Source organism: Pseudomonas sp. IT-P260, assembly GCF_949768395.1.
Taxonomy (GTDB): domain Bacteria; phylum Pseudomonadota; class Gammaproteobacteria; order Pseudomonadales; family Pseudomonadaceae; genus Aquipseudomonas; species Aquipseudomonas parakoreensis.
The window spans coordinates 15,360-42,203 of record NZ_CATKPO010000001.1; the positions used below are offsets into that span (position 1 = coordinate 15,360).

19 protein-coding genes and 1 pseudogene are annotated in these 26,844 nt (G+C 60.8%); 12 read left to right on the forward strand and 8 right to left on the reverse strand.

Annotation, left to right across the window (positions count from 1 at the left end; all coding sequences use genetic code 11):
* Positions 1 to 133 precede the first annotated feature (133 nt).
* The 4 genes and pseudogenes from prpC to prpD all read left to right on the forward strand — a co-directional run bounded on the left by prpC (position 134) and on the right by prpD (position 6,977).
* Positions 134 to 1,261: a 2-methylcitrate synthase gene (gene prpC / locus ACM6HV_RS00075; protein ID WP_198760313.1), complete on the forward strand. Its 1,128-nt coding sequence runs from the start codon at positions 134 to 136 to the stop codon at positions 1,259 to 1,261.
* Between the two features lie 198 nt (positions 1,262 to 1,459).
* Positions 1,460 to 4,054, forward strand: coding sequence for a Fe/S-dependent 2-methylisocitrate dehydratase AcnD (gene acnD, locus ACM6HV_RS00080; RefSeq protein ID WP_414902783.1), 2,595 nt, complete (start codon positions 1,460 to 1,462; stop codon positions 4,052 to 4,054).
* 54 nt (positions 4,055 to 4,108) lie between these two features.
* The gene (gene prpF, locus ACM6HV_RS00085; protein ID WP_414902785.1) at positions 4,109 to 5,311 is read left to right on the forward strand and encodes a 2-methylaconitate cis-trans isomerase PrpF; all 1,203 of its coding nucleotides are present in this window, start codon (positions 4,109 to 4,111) and stop codon (positions 5,309 to 5,311) included.
* Between the two features lie 182 nt (positions 5,312 to 5,493).
* Positions 5,494 to 6,977 (forward strand): annotated as a pseudogene (gene prpD / locus ACM6HV_RS00090) (2-methylcitrate dehydratase).
* A 104-nt stretch (positions 6,978 to 7,081) separates the two neighbouring features.
* On the opposite strand, the gene ACM6HV_RS00095 reads toward prpD, so the two are convergent.
* Positions 7,082 to 7,900, reverse strand: coding sequence for a pyruvate, water dikinase regulatory protein (locus ACM6HV_RS00095; protein WP_007960912.1), 819 nt, complete (start codon positions 7,898 to 7,900; stop codon positions 7,082 to 7,084).
* A gap of 174 nt (positions 7,901 to 8,074) precedes the next feature.
* Here ACM6HV_RS00095 and ppsA point away from each other — a divergent pair, with 174 nt between their 5' ends.
* From ppsA to ACM6HV_RS00135, 8 genes are all read left to right on the forward strand, one after another.
* Complete coding sequence (gene ppsA / locus ACM6HV_RS00100; RefSeq protein WP_041067660.1) at positions 8,075 to 10,450, forward strand: phosphoenolpyruvate synthase; 2,376 nt, start codon at positions 8,075 to 8,077, stop codon at positions 10,448 to 10,450.
* A gap of 211 nt (positions 10,451 to 10,661) precedes the next feature.
* On the forward strand, positions 10,662 to 11,651 hold the full coding sequence (locus tag ACM6HV_RS00105) for an alpha/beta fold hydrolase (protein ID WP_414902788.1): 990 nt from the start codon (positions 10,662 to 10,664) through the stop codon (positions 11,649 to 11,651).
* Between the two features lie 226 nt (positions 11,652 to 11,877).
* Complete coding sequence (gene rraA, locus ACM6HV_RS00110) at positions 11,878 to 12,369, forward strand: ribonuclease E activity regulator RraA (protein ID WP_041067666.1); 492 nt, start codon at positions 11,878 to 11,880, stop codon at positions 12,367 to 12,369.
* Between the two features lie 22 nt (positions 12,370 to 12,391).
* Entirely contained in the window at positions 12,392 to 13,387 is a 996-nt protein-coding gene (locus tag ACM6HV_RS00115) for a zinc transporter ZntB (RefSeq protein ID WP_121184492.1), read from the forward strand.
* Positions 13,388 to 13,450: 63 nt separating this feature from the next.
* The gene (locus tag ACM6HV_RS00120) at positions 13,451 to 13,699 is read left to right on the forward strand and encodes a hypothetical protein (protein WP_003223293.1); all 249 of its coding nucleotides are present in this window, start codon (positions 13,451 to 13,453) and stop codon (positions 13,697 to 13,699) included.
* A 2-nt stretch (positions 13,700 to 13,701) separates the two neighbouring features.
* Entirely contained in the window at positions 13,702 to 14,526 is an 825-nt protein-coding gene (locus ACM6HV_RS00125) for a mechanosensitive ion channel family protein (RefSeq protein ID WP_007916401.1), read from the forward strand.
* An 87-nt stretch (positions 14,527 to 14,613) separates the two neighbouring features.
* A complete protein-coding gene (gene sigX / locus ACM6HV_RS00130; protein ID WP_011333251.1) occupies positions 14,614 to 15,204 on the forward strand; it encodes an RNA polymerase sigma factor SigX in 591 nt (196 codons plus the stop codon).
* Positions 15,205 to 15,311: 107 nt separating this feature from the next.
* Positions 15,312 to 16,361, forward strand: a complete 1,050-nt coding sequence (locus ACM6HV_RS00135) for an OmpA family protein (RefSeq protein ID WP_027613290.1) — start codon at positions 15,312 to 15,314, stop codon at positions 16,359 to 16,361.
* Positions 16,362 to 16,457: 96 nt separating this feature from the next.
* On the opposite strand, the gene cobA is transcribed toward ACM6HV_RS00135, so the two are convergent.
* From cobA to ACM6HV_RS00170, 7 genes are all read right to left on the reverse strand, one after another.
* Positions 16,458 to 17,225: a uroporphyrinogen-III C-methyltransferase gene (gene cobA / locus ACM6HV_RS00140; protein WP_414902792.1), complete on the reverse strand. Its 768-nt coding sequence runs from the start codon at positions 17,223 to 17,225 to the stop codon at positions 16,458 to 16,460.
* Positions 17,226 to 17,236: 11 nt separating this feature from the next.
* A complete protein-coding gene (locus ACM6HV_RS00145; RefSeq protein ID WP_414902794.1) occupies positions 17,237 to 19,951 on the reverse strand; it encodes a molybdopterin-dependent oxidoreductase in 2,715 nt (904 codons plus the stop codon).
* A complete protein-coding gene (gene nirD / locus ACM6HV_RS00150) occupies positions 19,951 to 20,268 on the reverse strand; it encodes a nitrite reductase small subunit NirD (protein WP_414902795.1) in 318 nt (105 codons plus the stop codon). The genes ACM6HV_RS00145 and nirD overlap by 1 nt, the downstream gene beginning before the upstream one ends.
* Positions 20,265 to 22,718 carry a nitrite reductase large subunit NirB gene (gene nirB / locus ACM6HV_RS00155; RefSeq protein ID WP_239779017.1) on the reverse strand — a complete coding sequence of 818 codons (2,454 nt, stop codon included), beginning with the start codon at positions 22,716 to 22,718 and terminating at the stop codon, positions 20,265 to 20,267. The genes nirD and nirB overlap by 4 nt, the downstream gene beginning before the upstream one ends.
* A gap of 419 nt (positions 22,719 to 23,137) precedes the next feature.
* On the reverse strand, positions 23,138 to 24,808 hold the full coding sequence (locus ACM6HV_RS00160; RefSeq protein ID WP_414902797.1) for a protein kinase domain-containing protein: 1,671 nt from the start codon (positions 24,806 to 24,808) through the stop codon (positions 23,138 to 23,140).
* Positions 24,809 to 24,815: 7 nt separating this feature from the next.
* Positions 24,816 to 26,027 (reverse strand): nitrate/nitrite transporter, encoded by a 1,212-nt coding sequence (locus ACM6HV_RS00165; protein WP_414902799.1) that lies wholly within the window; start codon positions 26,025 to 26,027, stop codon positions 24,816 to 24,818.
* 234 nt (positions 26,028 to 26,261) lie between these two features.
* Positions 26,262 to 26,837: an ANTAR domain-containing response regulator gene (locus tag ACM6HV_RS00170; RefSeq protein ID WP_047293011.1), complete on the reverse strand. Its 576-nt coding sequence runs from the start codon at positions 26,835 to 26,837 to the stop codon at positions 26,262 to 26,264.
* Between the last annotated feature and the right edge of the window lie 7 nt (positions 26,838 to 26,844).

The following is a 26,844-nucleotide window of genomic DNA, read 5'->3' on the forward strand; positions in this document are numbered from 1 at the left end:
AAGATCGCAGCCTCGTTTCACTCGACAGCTCCTACAGGAACGCGGTCGATGTAGGAGCTGCCGAAGGCTGCGATCTTTTGCCAACAACACCGTAATTGCAGATTCCCTAACAAATTCAAGATTGGAGACAGCAATGGCCGAAGCAAAAGTACTCAGTGGCGCCGGGCTCCGGGGCCAGGTTGCCGGGCAAACCGCACTGTCCACCGTGGGCCAGGCCGGTGCCGGGCTGACCTATCGCGGCTACGACGTGCGCGAACTGGCAGCCGACGCGCAGTTCGAAGAGGTGGCGTACCTGCTGCTGTACGGCGAACTGCCGACCCAGGCGCAACTCGACGCTTACCAGCAAAAGCTGAGCAAGCTGCGCGATCTGCCGCAGGCACTGAAAGAAGTGCTCGAACGCATCCCTGCCGATGCTCACCCGATGGACGTCATGCGCACCGGTTGCTCGTTCCTCGGCAACCTCGAACCGGAGAAAGACTTCTCCGAGCAGCGCGACAAGACCGACCGCCTGCTCGCCGCGTTCCCGGCGATCATGTGCTACTGGTATCGCTTCAGCCACGACGGCAAACGCATCAACTGCGTCAGTGATGAGCCATCGATTGGCGGCCACTTCTTGCACCTGTTGCACGACAAGAAGCCGAGCGAACTGCACGTCAAAGTGATGAACGTGTCGCTGATCCTTTACGCCGAACACGAATTCAACGCCTCGACGTTTACCGCTCGCGTTTGCGCATCAACCCTGTCCGACCTGTATTCCTGCGTCACCGCGGCCATCGGTTCGTTGCGCGGCCCGCTGCACGGCGGCGCCAACGAAGCGGCGATGGAAATGATCGAGCGCTTCTCGTCGCCGGAAGAGGCGATCAAGGGCACCCTCGGCATGCTGGAGCGCAAGGACAAGATCATGGGCTTCGGCCACGCGATCTATAAGGACAGCGATCCGCGCAACGAGGTGATCAAGGGCTGGTCGAAAAAACTCGCTGACGAAGTCGGGGACAAGGTGTTGTTCGCGGTTTCCGAAGCCATCGACAAGACCATGTGGGAGCAGAAGAAATTGTTCCCCAATGCCGACTTCTACCATGCCTCGGCGTACCACTTCATGGGCATCCCGACCAAGCTGTTCACGCCGATTTTCGTCTGCTCGCGCCTGACCGGCTGGGCCGCGCACGTGTTCGAACAGCGTGCCAACAACCGCATCATCCGTCCGAGCGCCGAGTACGTCGGCGTTGAACAGCGCAAGTTCGTGCCAATCGAACGTCGCTGAATGGTGAGCTGACCCGGAACCAGAGAACACCGCTAGACCCTGTGGGAGCGAGCCTGCTCGCGAAGACGGACTGACATCCAACATCGATGTCGACTGATCTACCGCTTTCGCGAGCAGGCTCGCTCCCACAGTGGATGGTGTGCAACTCGAGTTGTGTCAGCCACCTTTTGAAACCACCGTGACCCGAGTCCTGACCCGATGAACACAGCATTCCGCAAAAACCTGCCCGGCAGTTCCCTGGATTATTTCGACGTCCGTGCGGCGGTCGAGGCGATTCAGCCCGGCAGTTACGACACCCTGCCGTACACCTCCCGCGTGCTGGCGGAGAACCTGGTGCGTCGCTGCGACCCGGCCACGCTCACTGATTCCCTCAAGCAACTGATCGAACGCAAACGCGACCTCGATTTCCCGTGGTTTCCGGCGCGCGTGGTCTGCCACGACATTCTCGGCCAGACCGCGCTCGTGGACCTCGCCGGCCTGCGTGACGCGATTGCCCAGCAGGGCGGCGATCCGGCGCAGGTCAACCCGGTGGTGCCGACGCAACTGATCGTCGACCACTCGCTGGCGGTGGAAGCGGGCGGTTTCGACAAGCAGGCGTTCGAGAAGAACCGCGCCATCGAAGACCGGCGCAACGAAGACCGTTTTCACTTCATCAACTGGACCAAAAAGGCCTTCAAGAACGTCGACGTGATCCCGCCGGGCAACGGCATCATGCACCAGATCAACCTGGAGAAAATGTCTCCGGTGATCCAGGTGCGCGACGGCGTGGCGTTCCCCGACACCTGCGTCGGCACCGACAGCCACACCCCGCACGTCGATGCGCTGGGCGTGATCGCCATCGGCGTTGGTGGCCTCGAAGCCGAGAGCGTGATGCTCGGCCGCGCCTCGTGGATGCGCCTGCCGGAAAGCGTCGGCGTCGAACTGACCGGCAAGCTGCAACCGGGCATCACTGCCACCGACATGGTGCTGGCGCTGACCGAATACCTGCGCAAACAGAAAGTCGTCGGTGCCTGGCTGGAGTTCTTCGGCGAAGGGGCGTCGGCACTGACCCTCGGCGATCGCGCAACCATCTCCAACATGGCCCCGGAGTACGGCGCCACCGCCGCGATGTTCTACATCGACCAGCAGACCATCGACTACCTGAAACTCACCGGTCGCGAAGACCAGCAAGTGCAACTGGTCGAGCAATACGCCAAACTCAACGGCTTGTGGGCTGACAGCCTGAAAGGCGCGCAATACGAGCGTGGCCTGAGTTTCGATCTGTCTTCGGTGGTGCGCAACATGGCCGGCCCGAGCAACCCGCACGCCCGTGTGGCGGTAGCGGATCTGGCGGCCAAAGGCATTTCCGGGCAGTGGGATGACGTGCCGGGGCAAATGCCCGATGGCGCGGTGATCATCGCGGCCATCACCAGCTGCACCAACACCAGCAACCCGCGCAACGTGATCGCCGCCGGCCTGCTGGCGCGCAACGCCAACAAGCTGGGGCTGACGCGCAAGCCGTGGGTCAAATCCTCGCTGGCGCCGGGTTCGAAAACCGTCGCGCTGTATCTCGATGAAGCGGGGCTGACCACGGAACTGGAACAACTCGGTTTCGGCGTCGTCGCGTTTGCCTGCACCACCTGCAACGGCATGTCCGGCGCCCTCGATCCGGTGATCCAGCAAGAGATCATCGACCGCGATCTGTATGCGACGGCCGTGCTCTCCGGCAACCGTAACTTCGACGGCCGCATTCACCCGTACGCCAAGCAGGCATTCCTCGCTTCGCCGCCGCTGGTGGTCGCTTACGCCATCGCCGGGACCATCCGTTTCGACATCGAGAAAGATGTACTCGGCGTGGTCGACGGCAAGGAAATCCGCCTGAAAGACATCTGGCCGAGCGACGAAGAAATCGACGCAGTGGTGAAGTCGTCGGTGAAGCCGGAGCAGTTCCGTCAGGTCTACATCCCGATGTTCGCCATCCACGAAGACACCGGCCCGAAAGTCACGCCGCTGTATGACTGGCGCGAGATGAGCACCTACATCCGCCGTCCGCCGTACTGGGAAGGCGCGCTGGCCGGGGCGCGTCCGCTGAAGGGCATGCGCCCGCTGGCGGTGCTGCCGGACAACATCACCACCGATCACCTGTCGCCCTCGAACGCGATCATGCTCGACAGTGCCGCCGGCGAATACCTGGCGAAAATGGGCCTGCCGGAAGAGGATTTCAACTCGTACGCCACGCACCGCGGCGACCACCTGACCGCGCAGCGTGCAACCTTCGCCAACCCGAAACTGTTCAACGAAATGGTCCAGGAAAACGGCAAGGTCAAGCAGGGTTCGCTGGCGCGGGTCGAGCCGGAAGGCAAGGTGATGCGCATGTGGGAAGCCATCGAAACCTACATGGAGCGCAAGCAGCCGCTGATCATCATTGCCGGCGCTGACTACGGCCAGGGCTCGTCCCGCGACTGGGCGGCGAAAGGCGTGCGTCTGGCAGGCGTGGAAGCGATCGTCGCCGAAGGCTTCGAGCGTATCCACCGCACCAACCTGGTGGGTATGGGTGTGTTGCCGCTGGAGTTCAAACCGGGCACCGACCGTCACACGCTGGCCATCGACGGCAGCGAAACCTACGACGTGATCGGCGACCGCACCCCGCGTGCCGACCTGACGCTGGTAATCCACCGCAAGAATGGCGAGCGCGTTGAAGTGCCGGTGACCTGCCGCCTCGACACCGCAGAAGAAGTGTCGATCTACGAGGCCGGCGGCGTGTTGCAACGCTTCGCCCAGGACTTCCTCGAAGAGTCGGCGGTTGCCGTTTAAATCACGTAGTGCGAGCGCGGGTCGGTTGACCCGCGTTTGCGGATAAGGAGCACCATGGCTCACGCAGCTAAGTTCGCACCGCAGATCAAAATACCCGCCACCTACATGCGCGGCGGCACCAGCAAAGGCGTGTTTTTCAGCCTCAAGGATCTTCCCGAAGCCGCGCAGATTCCCGGCCCGGCCCGCGATGCCTTGCTGCTGCGGGTGATCGGCAGTCCCGACCCGTACGACAAGCAGATCGATGGCATGGGCGGCGCCACCTCAAGCACCAGCAAAACCGTGATTCTGTCGAAAAGCATCAAGGCTGATCACGACGTCGATTACCTGTTCGGTCAGGTCTCCATCGACAAACCGTTCGTGGACTGGAGTGGCAACTGCGGCAACCTCTCGGCAGCGGTCGGTTCGTTCGCCATCAGCAACGGTTTGGTGGACGCCAGCCGCATTCCGCACAACGGCGTCGCGGTGGTGCGCGTGTGGCAGGCCAACATCGGCAAGACCATCATCGCCCATGTGCCGATCACCAACGGCGAAGTGCAGGAGACCGGTGATTTCGAACTCGACGGCGTGACCTTTCCGGCGGCCGAAGTGCAGGTCGAATTCATGGACCCGGCGGCGGAAGAAGAGGGCGGCGGCGGTTCGATGTTCCCCACCGGCAACCTGATCGATCAGCTGGAGGTGCCGGGAGTCGGCACGTTCCAGGCAACCATGATCAACGCCGGGATCCCGACGATTTTCGTCAACGCCGCAGACATCGGCTACACCGGCACCGAGCTGCAAGGCGCGATCAACAGCGACCCGAAAGCGCTGCAGATGTTCGAGACCATCCGCGCCTACGGTGCGTTGCGCATGGGCCTGATTTCGAGTCTGGATGAAGCGGCCAAGCGGCAGCACACGCCGAAAGTCGCGTTTGTCGCCAAGCCTGCGGATTACGTCGCGTCCAGCGGCAAATCGATTGCTGCCGCTGATGTCGATCTGCTGGTGCGTGCATTGTCGATGGGCAAACTGCACCACGCGATGATGGGCACGGCAGCGGTGGCGATCGGCACGGCGGCGGCGATTTCCGGGACGCTGGTGAATCTTGCGGCGGGCGGTATCGAACGCAATGCCGTGCGCTTCGGCCATCCTTCCGGCACCCTGCGCGTGGGTGCCGAGGCCAGCCTGGAAAACGGTGAGTGGGTGGTAAAAAAAGCCATCATGAGCCGCAGTGCGCGGGTGCTGATGGAAGGCTTCGTCCGCATCCCCGGCGACTCCTTCTGAATCCAACACCGAACAGAACTGTAGGAGCTGCCGCAGGCTGCGATCTTTTGATTTTGCTTTTCAGGATCAAGATCAAAAGATCGCAGCCTGCGGCAGCTCCTACAGAGATTGCATTTCAAAAAGAAAAATCCATCGCCTGAACCGAGGTCCCATCAACGAACCACTGCCAGAGTGAATCGAACATGAGTGCCAACGTCGACCTGAACAACCGCCCCGACTACGACCGTGTCCTGCAGGACATCGCCGATTACGTCCTCACCTTCAACATCGAATCTGCCGAAGCCCTCGACACCGCCCGCAACTGCCTGATGGACACGTTGGGCTGTGGCCTGCTGGCGCTGCGGTTCCCCGATTGCACCAAACACCTCGGCCCCATTGTCGAGGGCACCGTCGTGCCATTCGGGGCGCGCGTGCCTGGCACTCCCTATCGCCTGGACCCGGTGAAAGCCGCGTGGGACATCGGTTGCATCGTGCGCTGGCTCGACTACAACGACACCTGGCTCGCGGCTGAATGGGGCATCCGTCGGACAACCTCGGCGGGATTCTCGCGGTGGCTGATCACCTGTCGCAGAAACGTATCGCCAACGGCGAAGCGCCACTGACCGTGCGCGACGTGCTCGAAGCGATAATCATGGCCCACGAGATTCAAGGCGTGATCGCTCTGGAAAACTCGTTCAACCGCGTCGGCCTCGACCACGTTCTACTGGTGAAAGTCGCTTCGACCGCCGTCACCGCCAAACTGATGGGTGCCCATCGCGAGCAACTGCTGTCGGCGTTGTCCCATGCGTTCGCCGATGGTCAGGCGCTGCGCACCTATCGCCATGCGCCGAACGCCGGTTCGCGCAAGTCATGGGCGGCGGGTGATGCGACCAGCCGCGGCGTGCGTCTGGCCGACATTGCCCTGCGTGGCGAGATGGGTATTCCCGGGGTGTTGACGGCCAGGCAGTGGGGCTTCTACGACGTATCGTTCAGCCATACCAATAACGATCTGGCGCTCAAGCAGGAAGGCAAACGCACCTTCAGTTTCTCGCGGCCCTACGGCAGTTACGTGATGGAAAACGTGCTGTTCAAGATCAGCTTTCCCGCCGAATTCCACGCGCAAACGGCCTGCGAAGCGGCGGTGACCTTGCATCCGTTGGTGCGCAACCGCTTGCATGAGATCGACCGCATCGTCATCACCACCCATGAGTCGGCGATTCGCATCATCTCCAAGGTCGGGCCGCTGGCCAACGCCGCCGACCGCGATCACTGCCTGCAGTACATGACCGCCGTGCCGCTGGCATTCGGCAATCTGCTGGCCGAACAGTACGAGGACGACTTCCACGCCGCGCACCCGATCATCGATGTACTGCGCGAGAAGATGGTTATCGTCGAAGACCCGCGTTTCACCCGCGAATACCTGGAGGCTGACAAGCGCTCGATTGCCAACGCGGTGCAGGTGTTTTTCAAGGACGGGACGAGTACCGAGAACGTGTTGGTCGAATACCCGATCGGCCATCGTCGGCGCCGGGTCGAAGGTATTCCATTGCTGGAGGACAAGTTCAAGGCGAATCTGCTGACACGATTCACTGCGCAGCGCAGCGGCGAGATCTTCGCATTGTGCAAGAATCAGGCGCAGCTTGAAGCGACCCCCGTGAATCGTTTCATCGACCTGTTCGTCATTTGAAGCCAAACACTGTAGGAGCTGCCGCAGGCTGCGATCTTTTGATTTTTTGAGATCAACATCAAAAGATCGCCGCCTGCGGCAGCTCCTACAGGAGGCGAGTGGTGTTACTTGAAACGCCGCTCGACGCCTTTCTCCACCAGAATCTTCGCCGAAATCTCTTCCACCGAAAAATGCGTGGAGTTGATGTGCGGGATGTTCTCGCGGCGGAACAGGTTTTCCACTTCGCGCACTTCGAATTCGCACTGGGCGTAGCTCGAATAGCGGCTGTTGGGCTTGCGTTCGTTGCGAATCGCGGTGAGGCGGTCCGGGTCGATGGTCAGGCCGAACAGTTTGTGCTGATGGGCGCGCAGGGCGGTTGGCAGGGTCAGACGCTCCATGTCGTCTTCGGTCAACGGGTAGTTGGCCGCGCGGATGCCGAATTGCATCGCCATGTACAGGCACGTCGGCGTCTTACCACATCGCGACACGCCCACTAGTATCAGGTCGGCCTTGTCGTAATAGTGGGTGCGTGCGCCGTCATCGTTGTCGAGGGCGAAGTTCACCGCTTCGATGCGCTCCATGTAATTGGAGTTGTGGCCGATCGAATGCGACTTGCCGACGGTGTAGGAGGAATGCTCGGTCAGCTCCTGTTCGAGCGGGGCGAGGAAGGTCGAGAAGATGTCGATCATGAAACCATTGGACGTTGCGAGAATCTCACGGATGTCCTGATTGACGATGGTGTCGAAGATGATCGGGCGGAAGCCGTCGGTTTCAGCGGCTTTGTTGATTTGTTGTACCATGGCCCGCGCTTTGTCCGCGTTGTCGATATACGGCCGCGTGAGCTTGGTGAAGGTAATGTTTTCGAACTGCGCCAGAAGGCTTTGACCCAGGGTTTCGGCGGTAATGCCGGTGCCATCGGAGATAAAGAAAGCAGATCGTTTCATTTGCACCTTGGGCCTTAAGCTAATGAGCATTCTTGGATATGATAGGCGCGATTTGCCGGCCGCCATTGGCCCGCATTCTCACTTATTTTCCAGGTCCAGGCCATACAGCCGGCCAACGCTCCCCCGAGCTGCCGGTTTCTGAGCTTTTCCAACACAGTTAGTGGAGAGATCACCTTGGTAGAGTACGTAGTTTCCCTCGATAAGCTCGGCAAACACGATGTTGAGCATGTGGGGGGCAAGAACGCATCCCTGGGCGAGATGATCAGCAACCTGGCAGGTGCCGGTGTGTCGGTCCCCGGCGGCTTTGCCACCACCGCGCAGGCCTATCGCGACTTTCTCGAACTGAGCGGCCTCAACGACCAGATCCACAAGGCTCTCGACGCCCTGGACGTCGATGACGTCAACGCGCTGGCCAAGACCGGTGCACAGATCCGTCAATGGATCATGGAAGCCGAATTCCCCGAAAAACTGAATACCGAGATCCGCACCGCGTTCGCTGCGCTGTCGGCCGGTAACCCTGACGTGGCCGTGGCCGTGCGCTCTTCCGCCACCGCCGAAGACTTGCCGGACGCCTCGTTCGCCGGTCAGCAGGAAACCTTCCTGAACATCCGTGGCGTGGAAAACGTTATCCGCGCCGCCAAAGAGGTGTTCGCTTCGCTGTTCAACGACCGCGCCATCTCCTACCGCGTGCACCAGGGCTTCGACCACAAACTGGTCGCCCTGTCGGCTGGCGTGCAGCGCATGGTGCGTTCGGAAACCGGCACCGCCGGCGTGATGTTCACCCTCGATACCGAATCCGGTTTCCGTGACGTGGTGTTTATCACCGGCGCCTACGGTCTGGGCGAAACCGTCGTACAAGGCGCGGTGAACCCGGATGAGTTCTACGTGCACAAAGGCACGCTGGAGGCGGGTCGCCCGGCGATCCTGCGTCGCAACCTGGGCAGCAAAGCCATCAAAATGATCTACGGCGACGAGGCCAAGGCCGGTCGTTCGGTGAAGACCGTCGATGTCGACAAGGCTGAACGCGCACGTTTCTGCCTGACCGACGCTGAAGTCAGCGAGCTGGCCAAGCAGGCGATGATTATCGAGAAGCACTACGGCTGCCCGATGGACATCGAGTGGGCCAAGGACGGTGATGATGGCAAGCTGTACATCGTGCAGGCCCGCCCGGAAACCGTGAAAAGCCGCACCCAGGCCAACGTCATGGAACGTTACCTGCTGAAAGAAACCGGCACCGTGCTGGTGGAAGGTCGTGCCATTGGCCAGCGCATCGGCGCCGGTAAAGTGCGGATCATCAAGGACGTCTCGGAAATGGACAAAGTCCAGGCCGGTGACGTGCTGGTCTCCGACATGACCGACCCGGACTGGGAACCGGTGATGAAGCGCGCCAGCGCCATCGTCACCAACCGTGGCGGGCGTACCTGTCACGCGGCGATCATCGCCCGTGAACTGGGGATTCCAGCGGTGGTGGGCTGCGGCAACGCCACCCAGCTGCTGAAGGATGGCCAGGGCGTGACCGTGTCCTGCGCCGAAGGCGACACCGGTTACATCTTCGAAGGCGAGCTGGGCTTCGACGTCAAGAAGAACTCCGTCGACGCGATGCCGGAGCTGCCGTTCAAAATCATGATGAACGTCGGCAACCCGGACCGCGCCTTCGATTTCGCGCAGTTGCCGAACGCCGGTGTCGGTCTGGCGCGTCTGGAGTTCATCATCAACCGCATGATCGGCGTCCACCCGAAAGCGCTGTTGAACTACGACGGCCTGCCGCAGGAAATCAAGGACAGCGTCGACAAGCGCATCGCTGGTTACCACGATCCGGTCGGTTTCTACGTCGAAAAACTGGTGGAAGGCATCAGCACCCTCGCGGCCGCGTTCTGGCCGAAGAAGGTTATCGTGCGTCTGTCGGACTTCAAGTCCAACGAGTACGCCAACCTGATCGGCGGCAAGCTGTACGAGCCGGAAGAAGAAAACCCGATGCTCGGCTTCCGTGGTGCTTCGCGTTACATCAGCGAATCGTTCCGCGATTGTTTCGAGCTTGAGTGCCGCGCGCTGAAACGCGTGCGCAACGAGATGGGCCTGACCAACGTCGAAATCATGGTGCCGTTCGTCCGTACCCTGGGCGAAGCCAGCCAGGTGGTCGATCTGCTCGCCGAAAACGGCTTGGCCCGTGGCGACAACGGCCTGCGCGTGATCATGATGTGCGAACTGCCATCCAACGCGATTCTCGCTGAAGAATTCCTCGAATTCTTTGACGGTTTCTCCATCGGTTCCAACGACCTGACCCAGTTGACCCTGGGCCTGGACCGTGACTCCGGGATCATCGCGCACCTGTTCGACGAGCGTAATCCGGCGGTGAAGAAGCTGCTGGCCAACGCGATTGCCGCGTGCAACAAGGCCGGCAAGTACATCGGCATTTGCGGTCAGGGCCCTTCGGATCACCCGGACCTGGCCAAATGGCTGATGGAGCAGGGCATCGAAAGCGTGTCGCTGAACCCGGACTCCGTGCTGGAAACCTGGTTCTTCCTCGCTGAAGGCCAAGCGCAGGCGTAATCAGGTGTGAACGGCCCGTTCCCCTTGTGGGAGCGAGCCTGCTCCGGGCGGCGTTCCGACGAAGACAGAGCAGCATTCATCAGTGATGTTGGCTGACACTCCGCTTTCGTCGGAACGCCGCCCGGAGCGGGCTCGCTCCCACGGGAGGCGGGTTTGAGATTTGAGTAGGGCGGGCTCCTGTAGATGCCGCCCTTTTTTGTGCAAGAGCATTATGCAAAGCAGCAGCAACCTGTTTCCTGTCGCCCTGATCAGCGCCGAACGTCGCGGTGATCTGAGCGAAGATGTCTATCGACTCAAACCCGGCAACAGTCCCGACTGGTCCGTGGAAATCGCCGTGACCCGCTTGGGCATGGCGGACGACGCGGCGCCGCGCGGCGTGCCGGTGATTTTGCTGCATGGCAGTTTTTCCAACCGGCGCTTCTGGTTTTCCCCCAAAGGCCTGGGCCTGGGCGCTTACCTGACGCGTCTGGGCTTCGACGTGTGGATCCCGGAGATGCGCGGCCACGGCCTGTCGCAGCGCAACGAGGACTACCGGCGCAACCGCGTGGCTGACTACGCCCGTTACGATCTGCCGGCGATTGCCGCGTTCGTCCGTGAGCAAAGCGGGCAGGTTCCGCACTGGATCGGTCATTCGCTGGGCGGCATTACCCTGGCGGCGGCGCTCGGTGGCGAATACCTCGGCGAGCCGGCGGTGGCCTCGGCGGCGTTTTTCGGCACGCAGGTCAGCCGCACTTACTGGCCGTTGAAGATTCCGCCGGTGGAGTGGAGCGGGCGCTTCATTCTCAAGCGTTTCGCGCAATTGTCCGGCTCGCGCCTCAAGCGTGGCCCGGAAGACGAACCCATCGGCCTGGCGCTGGAAAGCATGCGCTGGTACGGCCTGTTCGGGCGGTTTGGCGACAAGGACAAGGATTGGTGGGCAGGGCTTGCCGAGGTGCAGGTGCCGGTGCTGGCCGTGACGGCAGCGGGGGATCACCAGGATCCGGCGTGGGCCTGTCGCAAACTGTTCGAGCAGATCGGCTCCGAGCACAAACAGTTCGTCAATCTGGGGCGCGGGCAGGGCTTCAGCGACAACTTCGGGCATGTCGAGATGCTGGTGAGCAAAGCGGCGCAGGCCGAGGTCTGGCCACTGGTGGCGCGTTGGTTGAGCGATCAGCAGACGCCGTTGCTCGGCGACAAGCCGGATCTTGCTGCTGCGGTCTGAGCCGGGTGCTCTGAAAAGGGCATTTCGTTCAGGTCGGCTTGCGGCTAAGATATGACGCATTGTGCGGTTCTGGTCATATTTGGTGGCTGTTTAGCTATTACGTTTCAGCGTTTGTTCAGGTTCGTTCAGCGACCATTGCATGAACTAAGGTAAACAGCGACCGCCGGGACTCGTTTCAACAGAGTGCGACATCCTAGATCGTCTTCCTTTTTACAGGAGTTTTTCGATGAACCATTACCTCACGCCTGACCTGTGCGACGCCTATCCGGAGCTGGTGCAGGTGCTGGAACCGATGTTCAGCAATTTCGGCGGCCGTGATTCCTTTGGCGGCGAAATCGTGACCATCAAATGTTTCGAAGACAACTCGCTGGTCAAGGAGCAAGCCGAACTCAAGGGCAACGGCAAGGTGCTGGTGGTCGATGGCGGCGGTTCGCTGCGTCGCGCATTGCTGGGCGACATGATCGCCGAGAAAGCTGCGAAAAACGGCTGGGAAGGGATGGTCATCTACGGTTGCATCCGTGATGTCGACGTTATTGCCCAGACCGATCTCGGCGTTCAGGCGTTGGCCAGCCATCCGATGAAGACCGAAAAACGTGGCATCGGTGATCTCAATGTAGCGGTGACTTTCGCTGGCGTGACGTTCCATCCGGGCCATTACATCTATGCGGACAACAACGGCGTGATCGTTTCGCCAAGTCCGCTGCAGATGCCCGAATAAGTTTTTCGACAAAGGGATGCGGATGTTCGAGGAAGAAAACGCGCAGTGGGGGCTGGTGCATGCCCTGGTGCTGGACGGTAAAGGCGGTGCGCGTTCGATTGCCCGGACTGAACTCGACGATCTGCAGCTGCAGGCCCATGAGAGCCTGTGGCTGCATTGGGATCGCAGTCATCCGCAAACCCAGACCTGGCTGCGCAAATCCAGCGGCCTGAATGAATTTGCCTGCGACCTCCTGCTGGAGGAAAACACTCGGCCGCGCCTGCTGCCGTTGCCGGATGCCGAGTTGCTGCTGTTTCTGCGCGGGGTCAACCTCAACCCGGGGGCCGAGCCGGAAGACATGGTCTCGGTGCGGATTTTCGCCTCCGCCCAGCGCGTCATCTCACTACGTCTGCGCCCGTTGCGCGCCACCGATGAACTGCTGGCGCTGCTGAGCGAAGGCAAAGGCCCGAAAACCTCCTCTGAGCTCATCCTGTATCTGGCGCAATTCCTCACCCACAAGGTGCAGGATCTGGTCACGTGCCTGTCGGAACTGGTCGATGAAGAGGAAGAAAAGCTGGATGCCGACGAACGGTATACCCCCGAACATGGCTCGATTTTGCACATCCGTCGCAGGGCGGCCGGACTGAAGCGTTTTCTGGCGCCGCAGCGGGATATTTTCGGACAACTGACGCGGATAAAACTGCCGTGGTTTGTCGATGATGATGCTGACTACTGGAACGAATTGAACAACAGCCTGACCCGCTATCTCGAAGAGCTGGAACTGACCCGAGAGCGCATGGGGCTTGTGCTGGAGGCCGAAGACCGGCGTTTGAACGTGCGCATGAATCGCACGATGTACCGCTTCGGCATCATCACCTGCATCTTTTTGCCGATGAGTTTTCTCACCGGTCTATTGGGTATCAACGTGGGTGGCATTCCGTTCTCGAGCAGCCCTTATGGTTTCCTGATTGCCTGTCTGACAGTGCTGGCGATGGCCTTCGGTCAATGGTGGTTATTCCGCCGTTTGCGCTGGGTGTGAATATGCAACATGTGACCCGACCAAATTTGCCCGCGTCTTTCACAGACATCACGAGAGGTGCGTATGCACGATCCGTTTGAACAGTCTTTGCGCGACATGCTCAACGCTTCGCCGTCCAGCCGCGACGACGATGCCTGCCTGGGTCGCGTACTCAAAACCGCCAACCGCCAGGTGGGCGCCGGTGATCTGTTCAGCCTGCTGGGCCGCTGGTTGCCCGCGCTGATGATCGCCCTGAATAACGGATCGGCCCACGTTTCGCCGGTTTCCCGTCTTCGTAAAACTACTGCACGCACTGCTGATAAGGCTGATTGAATATGGAACTTGATCTCTGGACTCAGAGCCTCGTCACTGCAATGACTGCGTTGTGGACCAAAGTCGCCAATTTCATCCCGAACCTGTTCGGCGCACTGGTCGTGCTGCTGTTGGGCTTCGTGGTGGCCAAGTTGCTCGATACCTTGCTGTCCAAGCTGCTGGCCAAGCTGGGCCTTGATCGCCTGATGGGCGGCACCGGTCTGACCAAATTGATGTCGCGAGCCGGCCTGCAAGTGCCGATCTCGACCTTGATCGGCAAGATCGTTTACTGGTTCGTTCTGCTGATTTTTCTGGTTTCTGCAGCAGAGTCCCTTGGACTTGAGCGAGTTTCAGCTACGCTGGACATGCTGGCGTTGTATTTGCCGAAAGTTTTCGGCGCCGCGCTGGTGTTGCTGGTGGGTGTTTTGCTCGCGCAATTGGCCAACGGCCTCGTGCGCGGGGCGGCAGAAGGCGTAGGGCTGGACTACGCTTCGGGTTTGGGCCGCATTGCCCAGGGGCTGGTGATCATCATCAGCATCTCGGTCGCGATCAGTCAGCTTGAGGTCAAGACCGACCTGCTGAACCATGTGATCGTCATCGTATTGATTACCGTTGGTCTGGCCGTAGCGCTGGCCATGGGGTTGGGAAGCCGGGAAATTGCCGGTCAGATTCTTGCGGGAATCTATGTGCGTGAGTTGTACCAGGTTGGGCAACAAGTGCGTGTTGGTGAGGTCGAAGGCCAGATCGAAGAGATCGGCACGGTTAAAACCACATTGCTGACCGATGAGGGTGAGCTAGTCTCACTTTCCAATCGGATCCTGCTGGAACAGCATGTGAGTAGCCGCTAACCCGGCAAACCCTGCTAATGTATGCCGCCGCAAAATGCCCTGAGAGGGGTGCGGCGGACATTGACCTGACTGTCGGCACGACTTGTTTTGAATAAAGCCCAAACGCTATCCACGCGCTATGACCCCCGTGAGCTCTCTGATGAGGAGCTGGTCGCGCGCTCGCATACCGAGCTGTTTCACGTGACGCGCGCCTATGAAGAGCTGATGCGGCGTTACCAGAGAACATTATTTAACGTTTGTGCGAGATATCTTGGGAACGATCGCGACGCAGACGATGTCTGTCAGGAAGTGATGCTTAAGGTGCTGTATGGCCTGAAGAACTTCGAGGGGAAATCGAAGTTCAAAACCTGGCTCTACAGCATCACGTATAACGAATGCATCACGCAGTATCGGAAGGAACGGCGAAAGCGTCGCTTGATGGACGCCTTGAGTCTGGACCCGCTGGAAGAAGCGTCGGAAGAAAAGGCGCCGAAACCCGAGGAGAAGGGCGGACTCGATCGCTGGCTGGTGTATGTGAACCCGATTGACCGTGAAATTCTGGTGCTACGATTTGTCGCAGAGCTGGAGTTTCAGGAGATCGCAGACATCATGCACATGGGTTTGAGTGCGACAAAAATGCGGTACAAACGTGCTCTAGACAAATTGCGTGAGAAATTTGCAGGCATTGCTGAAACTTAGTTCAGCGCAAATATCTCTTACGTGTAGGCAAGTTCTGATAGACTTGCCGCCGAGTTGTCCCCCGGTTTGCGGGACTGCTTCACAATCACCAGATGGGGATTTAACGGATGAAACTGAAAAACACCTTGGGCTTGGCCATTGGTTCTCTTATTGCCGCTACTTCGTTCGGCGCACTGGCACAAGGCCAAGGCGCAGTTGAAGGCGAGATCAACTACAAGAAGCAGTACAACGACAGCATTGATCATGTCGAAGACGGCTTCAACCCAGGCGCCAAAATCGGTTACTTCCTGACCGATGACGTCTCGATCAACTTCGGCTGGGATCGTAACAACCACACCCGTTCGAACGACGGTACCGGCAGCCAGAAACTGCGTGGTGACAACTTCGGTCTGACCGCTCAATACCACTTCAACAACGCTGGCGACGCTCTGCGTCCATACGTTGAAGGTGGCGTTAAGCACGGCAACCTGACCAACGTAGCTGCTGACGGCCACACCGGTCGCGACCAGTCGACTTTCCTGACTGCTGGCGCTGGCGTTAAGTACTACTTCGCCGAAAACTTCTTCGCCCGTGCTGGCGTAGAAGCTGACTACAAACTGGACAACGGCCGTTGGGACTACGCTCCATCGGTTGGTCTGGGTGTGAACTTCGGTGGCGGCGGCAAGCCAGCTGCTGCTCCAGTTCCAGCTCCGGCTGAAGTCTGCTCCGACAGCGACAACGACGGCGTTTGCGACAACGTTGACAAGTGCCCGGACACCCCAGCCAACGTAACTGTTGACGCTGATGGCTGCCCAGCAGTTGCTGAAGTTGTTCGTGTAGAGCTGGACGTGAAGTTCGACTTCGACAAGTCGGTCGTCAAGCCAAACAGCTACGCTGACATCAAGAACCTGGCTGACTTCATGAAGCAGTACCCAGCCACTCACACCACTGTTGAAGGTCACACTGACTCCGTCGGTCCTGACGCTTACAACCAGAAACTGTCCGAGCGTCGTGCAAACGCCGTTAAGCAAGTTCTGACCCAGCAGTACGGTGTTGAGTCGTCCCGCGTTCAGTCGATCGGCTACGGCGAATCCCGCCCAGTTGCTGACAACAAAACTGAAGCTGGCCGTGCTGTTAACCGTCGCGTAGAAGCGCAGGTTGAAGCTCAAGCTAAGTAATTAGCTGCCGCTACGAGAAAAGCCCGGCTCAGGCCGGGCTTTTCTTTGCCTGTGATTTGGCTTTGAAGCTCTAAAGATCGCAGCCTGCGGCAGCTCCTACACGGTATCCGCACACATCCTGTAGGAGCTGCCGAAGGCTGCGATCCTTTGATTTTCAACAACTGCGGCCACCGCGCCAATGACCAGAATGGCCGGGCTCTTCAGTCCAAACCTGCAAGCGTCGTCACTCATGCTCATCAGATCACTGCGGCACTCGCGCTGTTCTGGCAGAGAGGCATTCTCGATCATCGCCACTGGCATATCCGCCGCCATCCCGCCCGCCAACAGCTGATCGCGGATCTCGTCCAGTTTGGCCACCCCCATGTAGATCACCAGTGTCGTACCGCCTTGCGCCAGTGCCTGCCAGTTCAATTGGCTATCGTCCTGGGTATGCGCGGTGACCAGCGTCACCCCGCGCGCCACACCGCGCAACGTCAGCGGAATATCACACTGTGTCGCGCCAGCAAGGCCGGCGGTAATGCCGTTGACCAGCTCAACCTCCACCCCACGTTCGCGCAACCACTGCGCCTCCTCACCACCACGGCCGAAAATGCACGGGTCACCGCCCTTGAGCCGCACCACGCATTGGCCTTGGCGGGCATAACGCAGCATCAGCCGATGGATGAAGGCCTGCGGCGTCGAGCGACAGCCACCGCGCTTGCCCACGGCAATGATTCGCGCCGTAGGGCAATGCTCCAGCACGGCGTCATTGACCAGATCGTCAATCAACACCACCTTTGCTTCGCGCAACGCGCGTACCGCTTTGAGCGTCAGCAACTCGGGATCACCGGGGCCTGCGCCCACCAGCCAGACTTTTGCATTCATGGTGTTTTCCTTCAGATGACCGATACCGGCTGCAGATCAGCGGCCAGCAAACGCTTGATTTCAGGGATACACGAGCCGCATTGCGTGCCGCACCCCAGTTGTTGTTTGAGACCTTGCAGATCCAGGCCTTGGCGAATTCCGGCACACACCGCGCTGTGGCTGACGTTTTTGCAGTTGCACAGGGTTTTGCCCGAATTGGCCTGAACGCCGGCATTGCCGGGTGGTGCACTCATCGGCGCCAGAAGCCAGCGGCGCAGTTGTTCATCGGCGCGACCCTCCAGCCACAAGCCTTGCAGCCAGTGCTGAGCCAGGGTTTCGCCCGCGAGGCGGATTGCGGTGATTCGGCCGTTTTCGATGCGTACCCGTTTGCCAATGGCGCGGCGCGGGTCGTCGTAGGCCAGCACTGGACCGTCGAGCAGCGCCAGGCACTGGTCAATATCGCGCAGCCGTTGCGGCTCTGGCGGCGTGACGCTGGCAGCGCGTATCAGCAGCGCGGGCCGCTCACGTCCGACAAGGCTGAGGCTCACGTAGGAAAACGCCTCGCAGAGAGGTCGTAGCGTCTCGAAATGCCGTTGAACATCGCCCTCGATCAGGGCGAACAAGTGCCATGGCAGATTTACCGCTTCCAGACGCACACCGCTGTGTTTGAGTTCGGGCTGCTTCGACAGAGGATCGAAGGCCGGCAAGGTCAGACTGTTGACCCCGCCCTTGAGAAACCGGTCGCCCCAATGCATCGGCAGAAACGCCTGACCGGGGCGCACGCCGTCATCGCTGCCGACCGCGACGATAACGGCACCGCGCCGACTCTTCAGGTTGACCAGATCCCCCGGCTGCAAGCGCTGCCGGCGTAACTCGTCCGGGTGCAGGCTTAACACGGCTTCGCTGACATGCCCGAACAATTGCGCTGCCGTGCCGGTGCGGCTCATGCCGTGCCATTGATCGCGCAGGCGGCCGGTGATCAGCGTCAGTGGGAACCGTGCATCGCGTTGTTCTTTGGCGGTGCGATAGGGATCGGCGACGAACTGCGCACGACCGTTAGCCGTGGGAAAAATCCCGTCGCCATACAAGCGTGCCGTGCCTTGCCGGGCGCCGGCCGGAAAGGGCCATTGCTGCGGTCCCAGTTCATCGATCAATTGATGGCTGAGGCCCGACAAGTCCAGATCCCGTCCACGGGTCAGTTGTTTGTATTCGTCGAACAACTGCGCCGGCTGCTCGAAAGCAAACAGGCTCGGCTGAAGTGGGCGCAGACGTTTCTCCAGCCGCTGTGCGAAATCCACGGTGATCGCCCAGTCCGGCCGTGCTTCGCCCGGTGGGAGAATGGCCTGCCGTACGTGGGAAATGCGCCGTTCGGAGTTGGTCACCGAGCCTTGCTTCTCGCCCCAACTGGCAGCCGGTAACAACAGGTCGGCGAAGGCGGCTGTTTCGGTGGTGCGGAAGGCTTCTTGCAACACCACGAACGGGCAGGCCTGCAGCGCCTCGCGAACCGCGTGTTGATCGGGCATGGACTGTGCGGGATTGGTGCAGGCAATCCACAGCGCCTTGATCTGGCCGCTGCGCATCCGCTCGAACAGCTCGATGGCGCTGAGGCCGCTGGTTTGTGGCAGTTGATCGACACCCCAACAGGCTGCCACTTCGTCGCGATGCTTAGGATTGGCCGCTTCACGATGACCGGGCAGCAAATTCGACAGGCTGCCGGTTTCCCGCCCGCCCATGGCATTTGGCTGACCGGTCAAAGAGAAAGGTCCTGCACCCGGACGGCCGATTTGCCCGGTGGCCAGGTGCAGATTGATCAGCGCGCTGTTTTTTGCGCTGCCAGCGGTGGACTGATTCAGGCCCATGCACCAGAGCGACAGGAAGCTTGGCGCGGTGCCCACCCATTCCGCACACTGCTGCAATTGCTCGACACTGATCCCGCACAGTTGCGCAACCATTTGCGGGGTGTAATCGCGCACCAGATTTTTCAGCTCAGGCAAACCGTCGGTGTGCGCCTGGATGAAGTCGCGGTCGATCCAGTCTTCCCACAGCAGCAGATGCAAAATCCCATGGAACAGTGCGACATCGGTGCCGGGCAGAATCGCCAGATGCAAGTCGGCCAACTCACAGGTGTCGGTGCGCCGGGGATCGATGACGATGACCTTCATCTGCGGCCGGCGCGATTTTGCCTCTTCCAGGCGTCGGAAAAGGACTGGATGGGCGTAGGCCATGTTACTGCCGGCGATCATCACGCAATCGCTCAGCTCCAGATCTTCATAGCTGCACGGCGGCGCATCGGCGCCGAGGCTGCGCTTGTAACCGACCACCGCCGACGACATGCACAGCCGGGAATTGCTGTCGATGTTGTTGGTGCCGACCAGTGCTCGTGCCAATTTGTTGAAGGCGTAATAGTCTTCGGTCAGTAACTGCCCGGAAATGTAAAACGCCACGCTGTCCGGGCCGTGTTCGGCGATGGTTTGGGCAAAGACCTGGGTCGCGTGATCCAGCGCCGTGTCCCAGTCACAACGGCTGCGCGCCAGGCCTTTGCCCAGACGCAGCTCCGGATACAGCGCCCGGGCGGCCGGATCGCCGGTCAAGTGCAGGGTCGAGCCTTTGCTGCACAGTTTGCCGAAGTTGGCCGGATGTGCCGGATCGCCGCTGACGCCGAGAATGCGCTCGCCGTCATGCTCGATCAGCACGCCGCAGCCGACGCCGCAGTAGCAGCAGGTCGAGGCGGTCGTCTGGCGGTTCATCAAACCGCTTCCCGCAGTGCCAATTGTACGCGGCCGTTTTCGACCCGGGCCGGATGATGGTGCGCGCAGCCGATGTCCGGCGCCTGGGCCTCGCCGGTTTGCAGGTCGATTTGCCAGTTGTGCAGCGGGCAGGCCACGCGTCTGCCGTAGATCAAACCTTGTGACAGCGGCCCGCCCTTGTGCGGGCAGCGGTCGTCGAGGGCGAAAACTTCGTCATCGCTCGTCCGAAAAATCGCGATGTCGCCTTTCGGCCCGGCAATGATCCGCGAACCGAGGGCATTGATCTCTTCCAGGGCACAGATATCGAGCCAGTTCATGCCGGTACCTCCAGGTTTTTCACAGGGATCACGTCGAATTCTTTCTTCAGTTGCGGCTGCGCGAGGCGCTCTTTCCACGGGTCTTGTTCGAACGACAGGGAGAATTGCAGGCGCTCATTCAGGGCCTTGCGGCGCTCGGGGTCTTCCAGCACGGCTTTCTTGATGTGCTCCATGCCGACCCGTTGCAGGTAGTGCACGGTGCGTTCGAGGTAGAAGGCTTCTTCGCGGTACAGCTGCAGAAACGCGCCGTTGTACTCGCGGACTTCCTCGGCGGTTTTCAGCTTGACGAAGAACTCGGCGACTTCGGTCTTGATCCCGCCGTTGCCGCCGATGTACATCTCCCAACCGGAGTCGACACCGATGATTCCTACGTCCTTGATCCCCGCTTCCGAGCAGTTGCGTGGGCATCCGGAGACCGCGAGTTTCACTTTGTGCGGTGACCACATGTTGAACAGGTCGTGCTCAAGCTCAATGCCCAACTGCGTCGAATTCTGCGTGCCGAAACGGCAGAACTCGCTGCCGACACAGGTTTTCACGGTGCGGATGGATTTGCCGTAGGCGTGGCCGGAGGGCATGTCGAGGTCTTTCCAGACGCCCGGCAAGTCCTGTTTCTTGATCCCCAGCAGGTCAATGCGCTGACCGCCGGTGACCTTGACCATGGGTACGTTGTACTTGTCGGCCACGTCGGCGATGCGCCGCAATTCCGAGGGGTTGGTCACGCCGCCCCACATCCGTGGCACCACGGAATAGGTGCCGTCCTTCTGAATGTTGGCGTGGGCACGTTCGTTGATCAGGCGCGATTGCGGATCGTCCTTGGCTTCGCCGGGCCAGGTGGAAATCAGGTAGTAGTTCAGCGCCGGACGGCAGGTGGCGCAGCCATTCGGGGTGCGCCAGTTGAGGTAGCTCATGGTGCCGGCGATGGTCAGCAGATGCTGTTCGCGGATCGCCTGGCGGATCTGCCCGTGGTTGAGGTCGCTGCAACCGCAGATGGCTTTTTCGCTTTTCGGTTTGACGTCCGCCGCGCCACCGACGGTGTTGATCAGGATTTGCTCGACCAGCCCGGCGCAGGAGCCGCACGAGCTTGCAGCTTTGGTGTGCTTCTTGACTTCATCGACGCTGAACAGGCCGTGTTCCTGAATCGCCTTGACGATGGTGCCCTTGCACACGCCGTTGCAGCCGCAGACTTCGGCGGTGTCGGCCATGGCCATGGCTTTGTCCTGGCCCTGATGTCCTACGTCGCCGATAGAATTTTCACCGAACATCAGGTGATCGCGGATCTCGCCGATGGCGTGATTCTCACGAATCTGTCGGAAATACCAACCGCCATCTGCCGTATCGCCGTACAGACAGGCGCCGACCAGCACGTCATCCTTGATCACCAGTTTTTTGTACACGCCGCCGATCGGGTCGGAGAGGGTGATGGTTTCGGTGCCTTCGCCGCCCATGAAATCGCCGGCGGAAAACAGGTCGATGCCGGTGACTTTCAATTTGGTCGAGGTGACCGAACCCTGATACCGGGCGAAACCCAGTTGCGCGAGGTGGTTGGCGCACACCTTGGCCTGTTCGAACAGCGGCGCCACCAGGCCATACGCGATGCCGCGATGGCTGGCGCACTCGCCAATGGCATAGATGCGCGGATCGTAGGTTTGCAGGGTGTCGTTGACCAGAATCCCGCGATTGCACGGGATGCCGGCGCGCTCCGCCAGTTCGGTGTTGGGCCGGATGCCGGCAGCCATCACCACCAGATCGGCAGGGATGATCTCGCCGTTCTTGAACTGCACCGAGCCGACCCGGCCATTGCCCGCGTCGTGCAGGGCCTGGGTCTGCTCGCACAGACGAAAGTGCAGGCCACGGGCTTCGAGGGCGCTTTGCAGCAGTTGCCCGCTGGTCTTGTCCAGTTGCCGCTCCAGCAGCCATTCGCCGATGTGCACCACGGTGACGTGCATGCCGCGCAGCATCAGGCCATTGGCGGCTTCGAGGCCGAGCAGGCCGCCGCCGATGACCACCGCGTGCTTGTGGGTTCTGGCGGTGTCGATCATCGCCTGGGTGTCGGCGATGTCGCGGTAACCGATCACACCCTGCAAGTCATTGCCGGGGATCGGCAGGATGAACGGTGTCGAACCAGTGGCGATCAGCAGGCGATCATATTCGGCCTCGGTGCCGTCTTCGGCAATCACCCGGCGTTTGACCCGGTCGATCTGCACCACCTTGCGGTTGAGCAGCAACTTGATGTGGTTTTCCAGGTACCAGTCGAGGTCGTTGAGGACGATCTCTTCGAAGGTCTGCTCACCGGCCAGCACCGGCGACAGCAGGATGCGGTTGTAGTTGGTGTGCGGTTCGGCACCGAAGACCGTGATGTCGTACAGCTCGTTGCTCAGCTTGAGCAGTTCTTCCAGGGTGCGAACCCCGGCCATGCCATTGCCGATCATCACCAGTTTGAGTTTTTTCATCAGGTTCTCCGGGGAGCGGTGGCTGGCCTCTTGTGGGCAGTCAGGCCGTGCTCGACAAAAGTTGCGCAAACAAAAAAGGCGTCCCGCTAGTTGCCTAGCGAGGACGCCTTTGTCCTGGTCCCGTTCTCTCGGGAAGCGCAACCTTCGTCGTTGAAGGTTGGGCTTTATGTATGGTGAAACGGGTAATGCAGTGGTTGTGCCAAGTGGCAGGATGGCGTGTTTATTAGGCGGAAGCGGTTATAGACGGGGATTTTTTGCACCGAATCGACGCGGGTTGCTCGTTTGCGGGGCATTCAGGCAGACAGAATTGTTGTGATTGGGCTGGCCTCTTCGCGAACAGGCTCGCTCCCACAGTGGATCGGTGTCGTTCACAAAACCCCTGTGGGAGCGAGCCTGCTCGCGAATGACGCGACGCGGTATCAGCGGTGAAACAACACCACCAGCAACACCAGATTTCCCAACAGCGCCAACAACGCCACCGTCCGCCAGACCTTCAACGGCTCGCGCTCCAATAAAGGTCTGGGCCGCACACTCAAACTGCGTCGCTCGCCTTGTTCCAGCACCAGCAACCATTCTTCAGCCGTTTCAAAGCGCTGTTGCGGATCGACAGCCACGCCTCGCTCCAGACTCTGCGCAAGCCATTCCGGCACGTCCGGGCGGTAGCGACCGGCACTCACCGGCACACCGAAGCGCGGCCGTTGAAAGGCTTCGATCTCGCCATAGGGAAAATGCCCCGTGAGCAGGAAATACAAGGTCACGCCCACCGCGTACAGATCCTGTTGCGCACTCGGTGGCTCGCCGCGAAACGCTTCCGGGGCGATATAACTCGGGGTTCCCGGCAGCGTTGACGGTGCGTCTTCGGACAGGCCGGGGCAATACGCCAGACCGAAATCCAGCAGGCGCAACTCGCCATCGTCGCCCAGGTGCAGATTCTCCGGTTTGATGTCGCGGTGCAGAATCTGCCGCCGATGCAGCAGACCCACCGCTCGCAGCAGACGCTCGGCAATGTCCTGCCACTGCACCAACGGTAACGGGCTGCTGTGTTGAAACAGCCGCGCCAGGGTCATCCCGGAATATTCGCGCATCACATAGTACAAATGCTGACGCTGAGTACCGCTGTGGACTTCAGGGAAATGCCGCCCGGCGACACGCCTGAGGAACCATTCTTCCGACAACAAGGCCTGCCCGGCCTGAGGATCATCGGCCAGCCGTGGCGGCAGGGTTTTCAACAACCAGCTCCGACCTTGCCCGTCCAGCACGCGATACAGCAGCGATTGCTGGCTCTGAGCGACAACGCCTTGCACCTGCCAGCTTTCGAACATCTGCGCGGTTTTCAACGCTGGCGGCAGTGGCCATTGCTGTAGGTGAATCAGCGCATCACCGATGCTCGCCTCACCGAGCGCATCGACCCGCACCAGCAGTGCACTGGCGTTGTCCTGGCTGCCGGCCAGATGCGCGGCGTTGACCAGCGTGTGTGCGGCGCTGTCGAGATCCGGTTGATCGCGCAGGATCGCTGCAATGGCGGTATCGCCCACAGTCGACCACACGCCGTCGCTGAGCAGCACGAAACATTCACCCTCGCGCAACTCGCCGTCGAGAAAATCCAGCACCAGATGCTGATCCAGCCCCAGCGCACGCTTGAGTACGTGCTGCATGCCCGGCTGCTCCCAGACATGGTCCTGCGAAATCCGCTGCAAAGCGTCGGCGTGCCAGCGATAGACCCGGCAATCGCCGACGTGGGCCAGGGTGAAACGCTGGCCGCGCAGGATGAGCGCACTGACGGTGGTGAGCAGTGGCTGTCCGCCGCCGTTGGCCTGTAACCAGCGGTTTTGTGCGAGCAGCAGGCGATCCAGTGCCTGTGCCACGCTCCAGGTTTGCGGCGTGGCGTAGTAGTCCAGCGCCAGTGCTTGCAGGGTCGAGCGTGCGGCCAGGCCGCCGTCGGCGCACTGGCTGACCCCATCGGCAATGGCGACCAGATAGCCTTTGCTCGCGGCCAGCGCCGGGGCGGGTGTCACCAGGCGCAGGGCGTCCTGGTTTTCCGCGCGCGGGCCGGTGGCGCTGGCCTGGGCAAAGCTCAGTTGCAGGGGCATTGCCGCCTCACACGCGTGCAGCAGTGACCGCCGCCGAACCCCAGGTGGTTCTCCAGCGCCGCTTGACCCCGTGCAGGCCGAACCACGCCAGCACGCCGAGGCTGGCGAACAACCACAGCGCCAGTTGATAGCTGCCGGTGCTTTGCTTGATCGCGCCCATGCCGGCCGCCAGGGCAAAGCCGCCAATGCCACCGGCCATGCCGATCAGTCCGGTCATCACGCCGATCTCCAGACGGAAGCGTTGCGGCACCAACTGGAACACCGCGCCATTGCCGGCGCCGAGCCCGAGCATGGTGCAGACGAACAGCGCCAGGGCGGCGTAGGAACTGGGCAGGTTGAAACCGACGGCGGCGATGCAGATCGCCGCCACGGTGTACATCGCCAGCAAGGTGCGGATGCCGCCGAAACGATCCGCCAGCGCACCACCCAGCGGGCGCATCAGGCTGCCACCGAATACACAGGCAGCGGTGTAGTAACCGGCGGTTACCGGGCTCAGACCGTACTGATCGTTAAAGTAGCCGGGCAGGGCGCTGGCCAGGCCGATGAAGCCGCCGAAGGTCACGCTGTAGAAAAACATGAACCACCAACTGTCGCGGTCGCCGAGGGCCTTGAAGTAGTCGGCCATGGCTTTGGCCTTGGGCCGCTGCGGCGCGTTTTTGGCCAGCCAGGCGAACAGCACCAGCGTCAGGATCAACGGAATCAGGGCGAAACCGAACACGTTGCTCCAGCCGAACGACGCGGCCAGCACCGGGGCGATCAGCGCGGCGAACACGGTGCCGGAGTTACCGGCGCCAGCGATGCCCATCGCCTTGCCTTGATGTTGTGGCGGATACCATTGCGAGGCCAGCGGCAGGGCCACAGCAAACGAGGCGCCGGCCATGCCGAGGAACAGCCCCAGCAGCAGCGCCTGTTCATAACTGTGGATACCGAGTTTCCACGCACCGAACAGCGCGCAGATCACGATCACCTGGCCGATCAGCCCGGCGGTCTTCGGCGACAGACGATCGGCCAGCATGCCCATCACAAAGCGCAGCACCGCACCCGCCAGAATCGGCGTCGCCACCACCAGACCACGTTGTTGCGTAGTCAGGTGCAGGTCGGCGGCGATCTGCACCGCCAACGGGCCGAGCAGGTACCAGACCATGAAACTCAGGTCGAAATACAGAAAGGCTGCGAACAGGGTCGGGGTGTGGCCGGATTTCCAGAAGCTTGAATTCATCGCGCACCTCAGCTGAAAAGAGTCTCGAAAGGAGTCACAGCAGGTGGAGCGCCGCCACGGCCGCACCACCGGCCCCGAGCTGTGGGGCCAAAACGCAAAAACGCCGCTACCTGATACGCCGGTGGGGCGAACGGGTGAGCGACGTCTTTGTCGTGGGTGGGCAACCGCCGTTGGTTACCTGTGCTGAATGCTTAGCCAGATTTGTGCCAAGGATCAAAAGATCGCAGCCTTCAATCAGCCGAGCAACTCACTCATGGCAATGATCTGCTCCGCCACCTGAATCAGCTTCTGCTGGCGACTCATGGCCTGGCGGCGCATCAGGGTGTAAGCCTCTTCTTCGTTGCAGTCCTTCATTTTCATCAGCAGCCCTTTGGCCAGCTCGATGCGTTTGCGCTCGGCCAGTTGCTGGTCGCGGGCCAGCAGTTGCGCGCGCAAGGCCTGATCGCTTTCGAAGCGGGCCATGGCCACATCGAGAATCGGCTGCAGGCGCTGGGCGTGGATGCCTTCGACGATGTAGGCGCTGACCCCGGACTTGATCGCCTGACGCATCACCCCCGGGTCGTGTTCGTCGGTGAACATCACGATCGGCCGGGGCTGGTCGCGGCTGACCAGCACCACTTGCTCCATCACATCGCGGCCCGGTGACTCGGTATCGATCAGGATCACGTCCGGGCGCACCGTTTCGACGCGGGCCGGCAGGTCGATGGTCAGGCCGGACTCATCGATGACCTCGAAACCCGCCTCGGTCAGCGCGGCTTTCAGGCGCCCGACTTTTTTCGCGGTGTCGTTGATCAGCAGAATGCGCAGCATGTTGGCG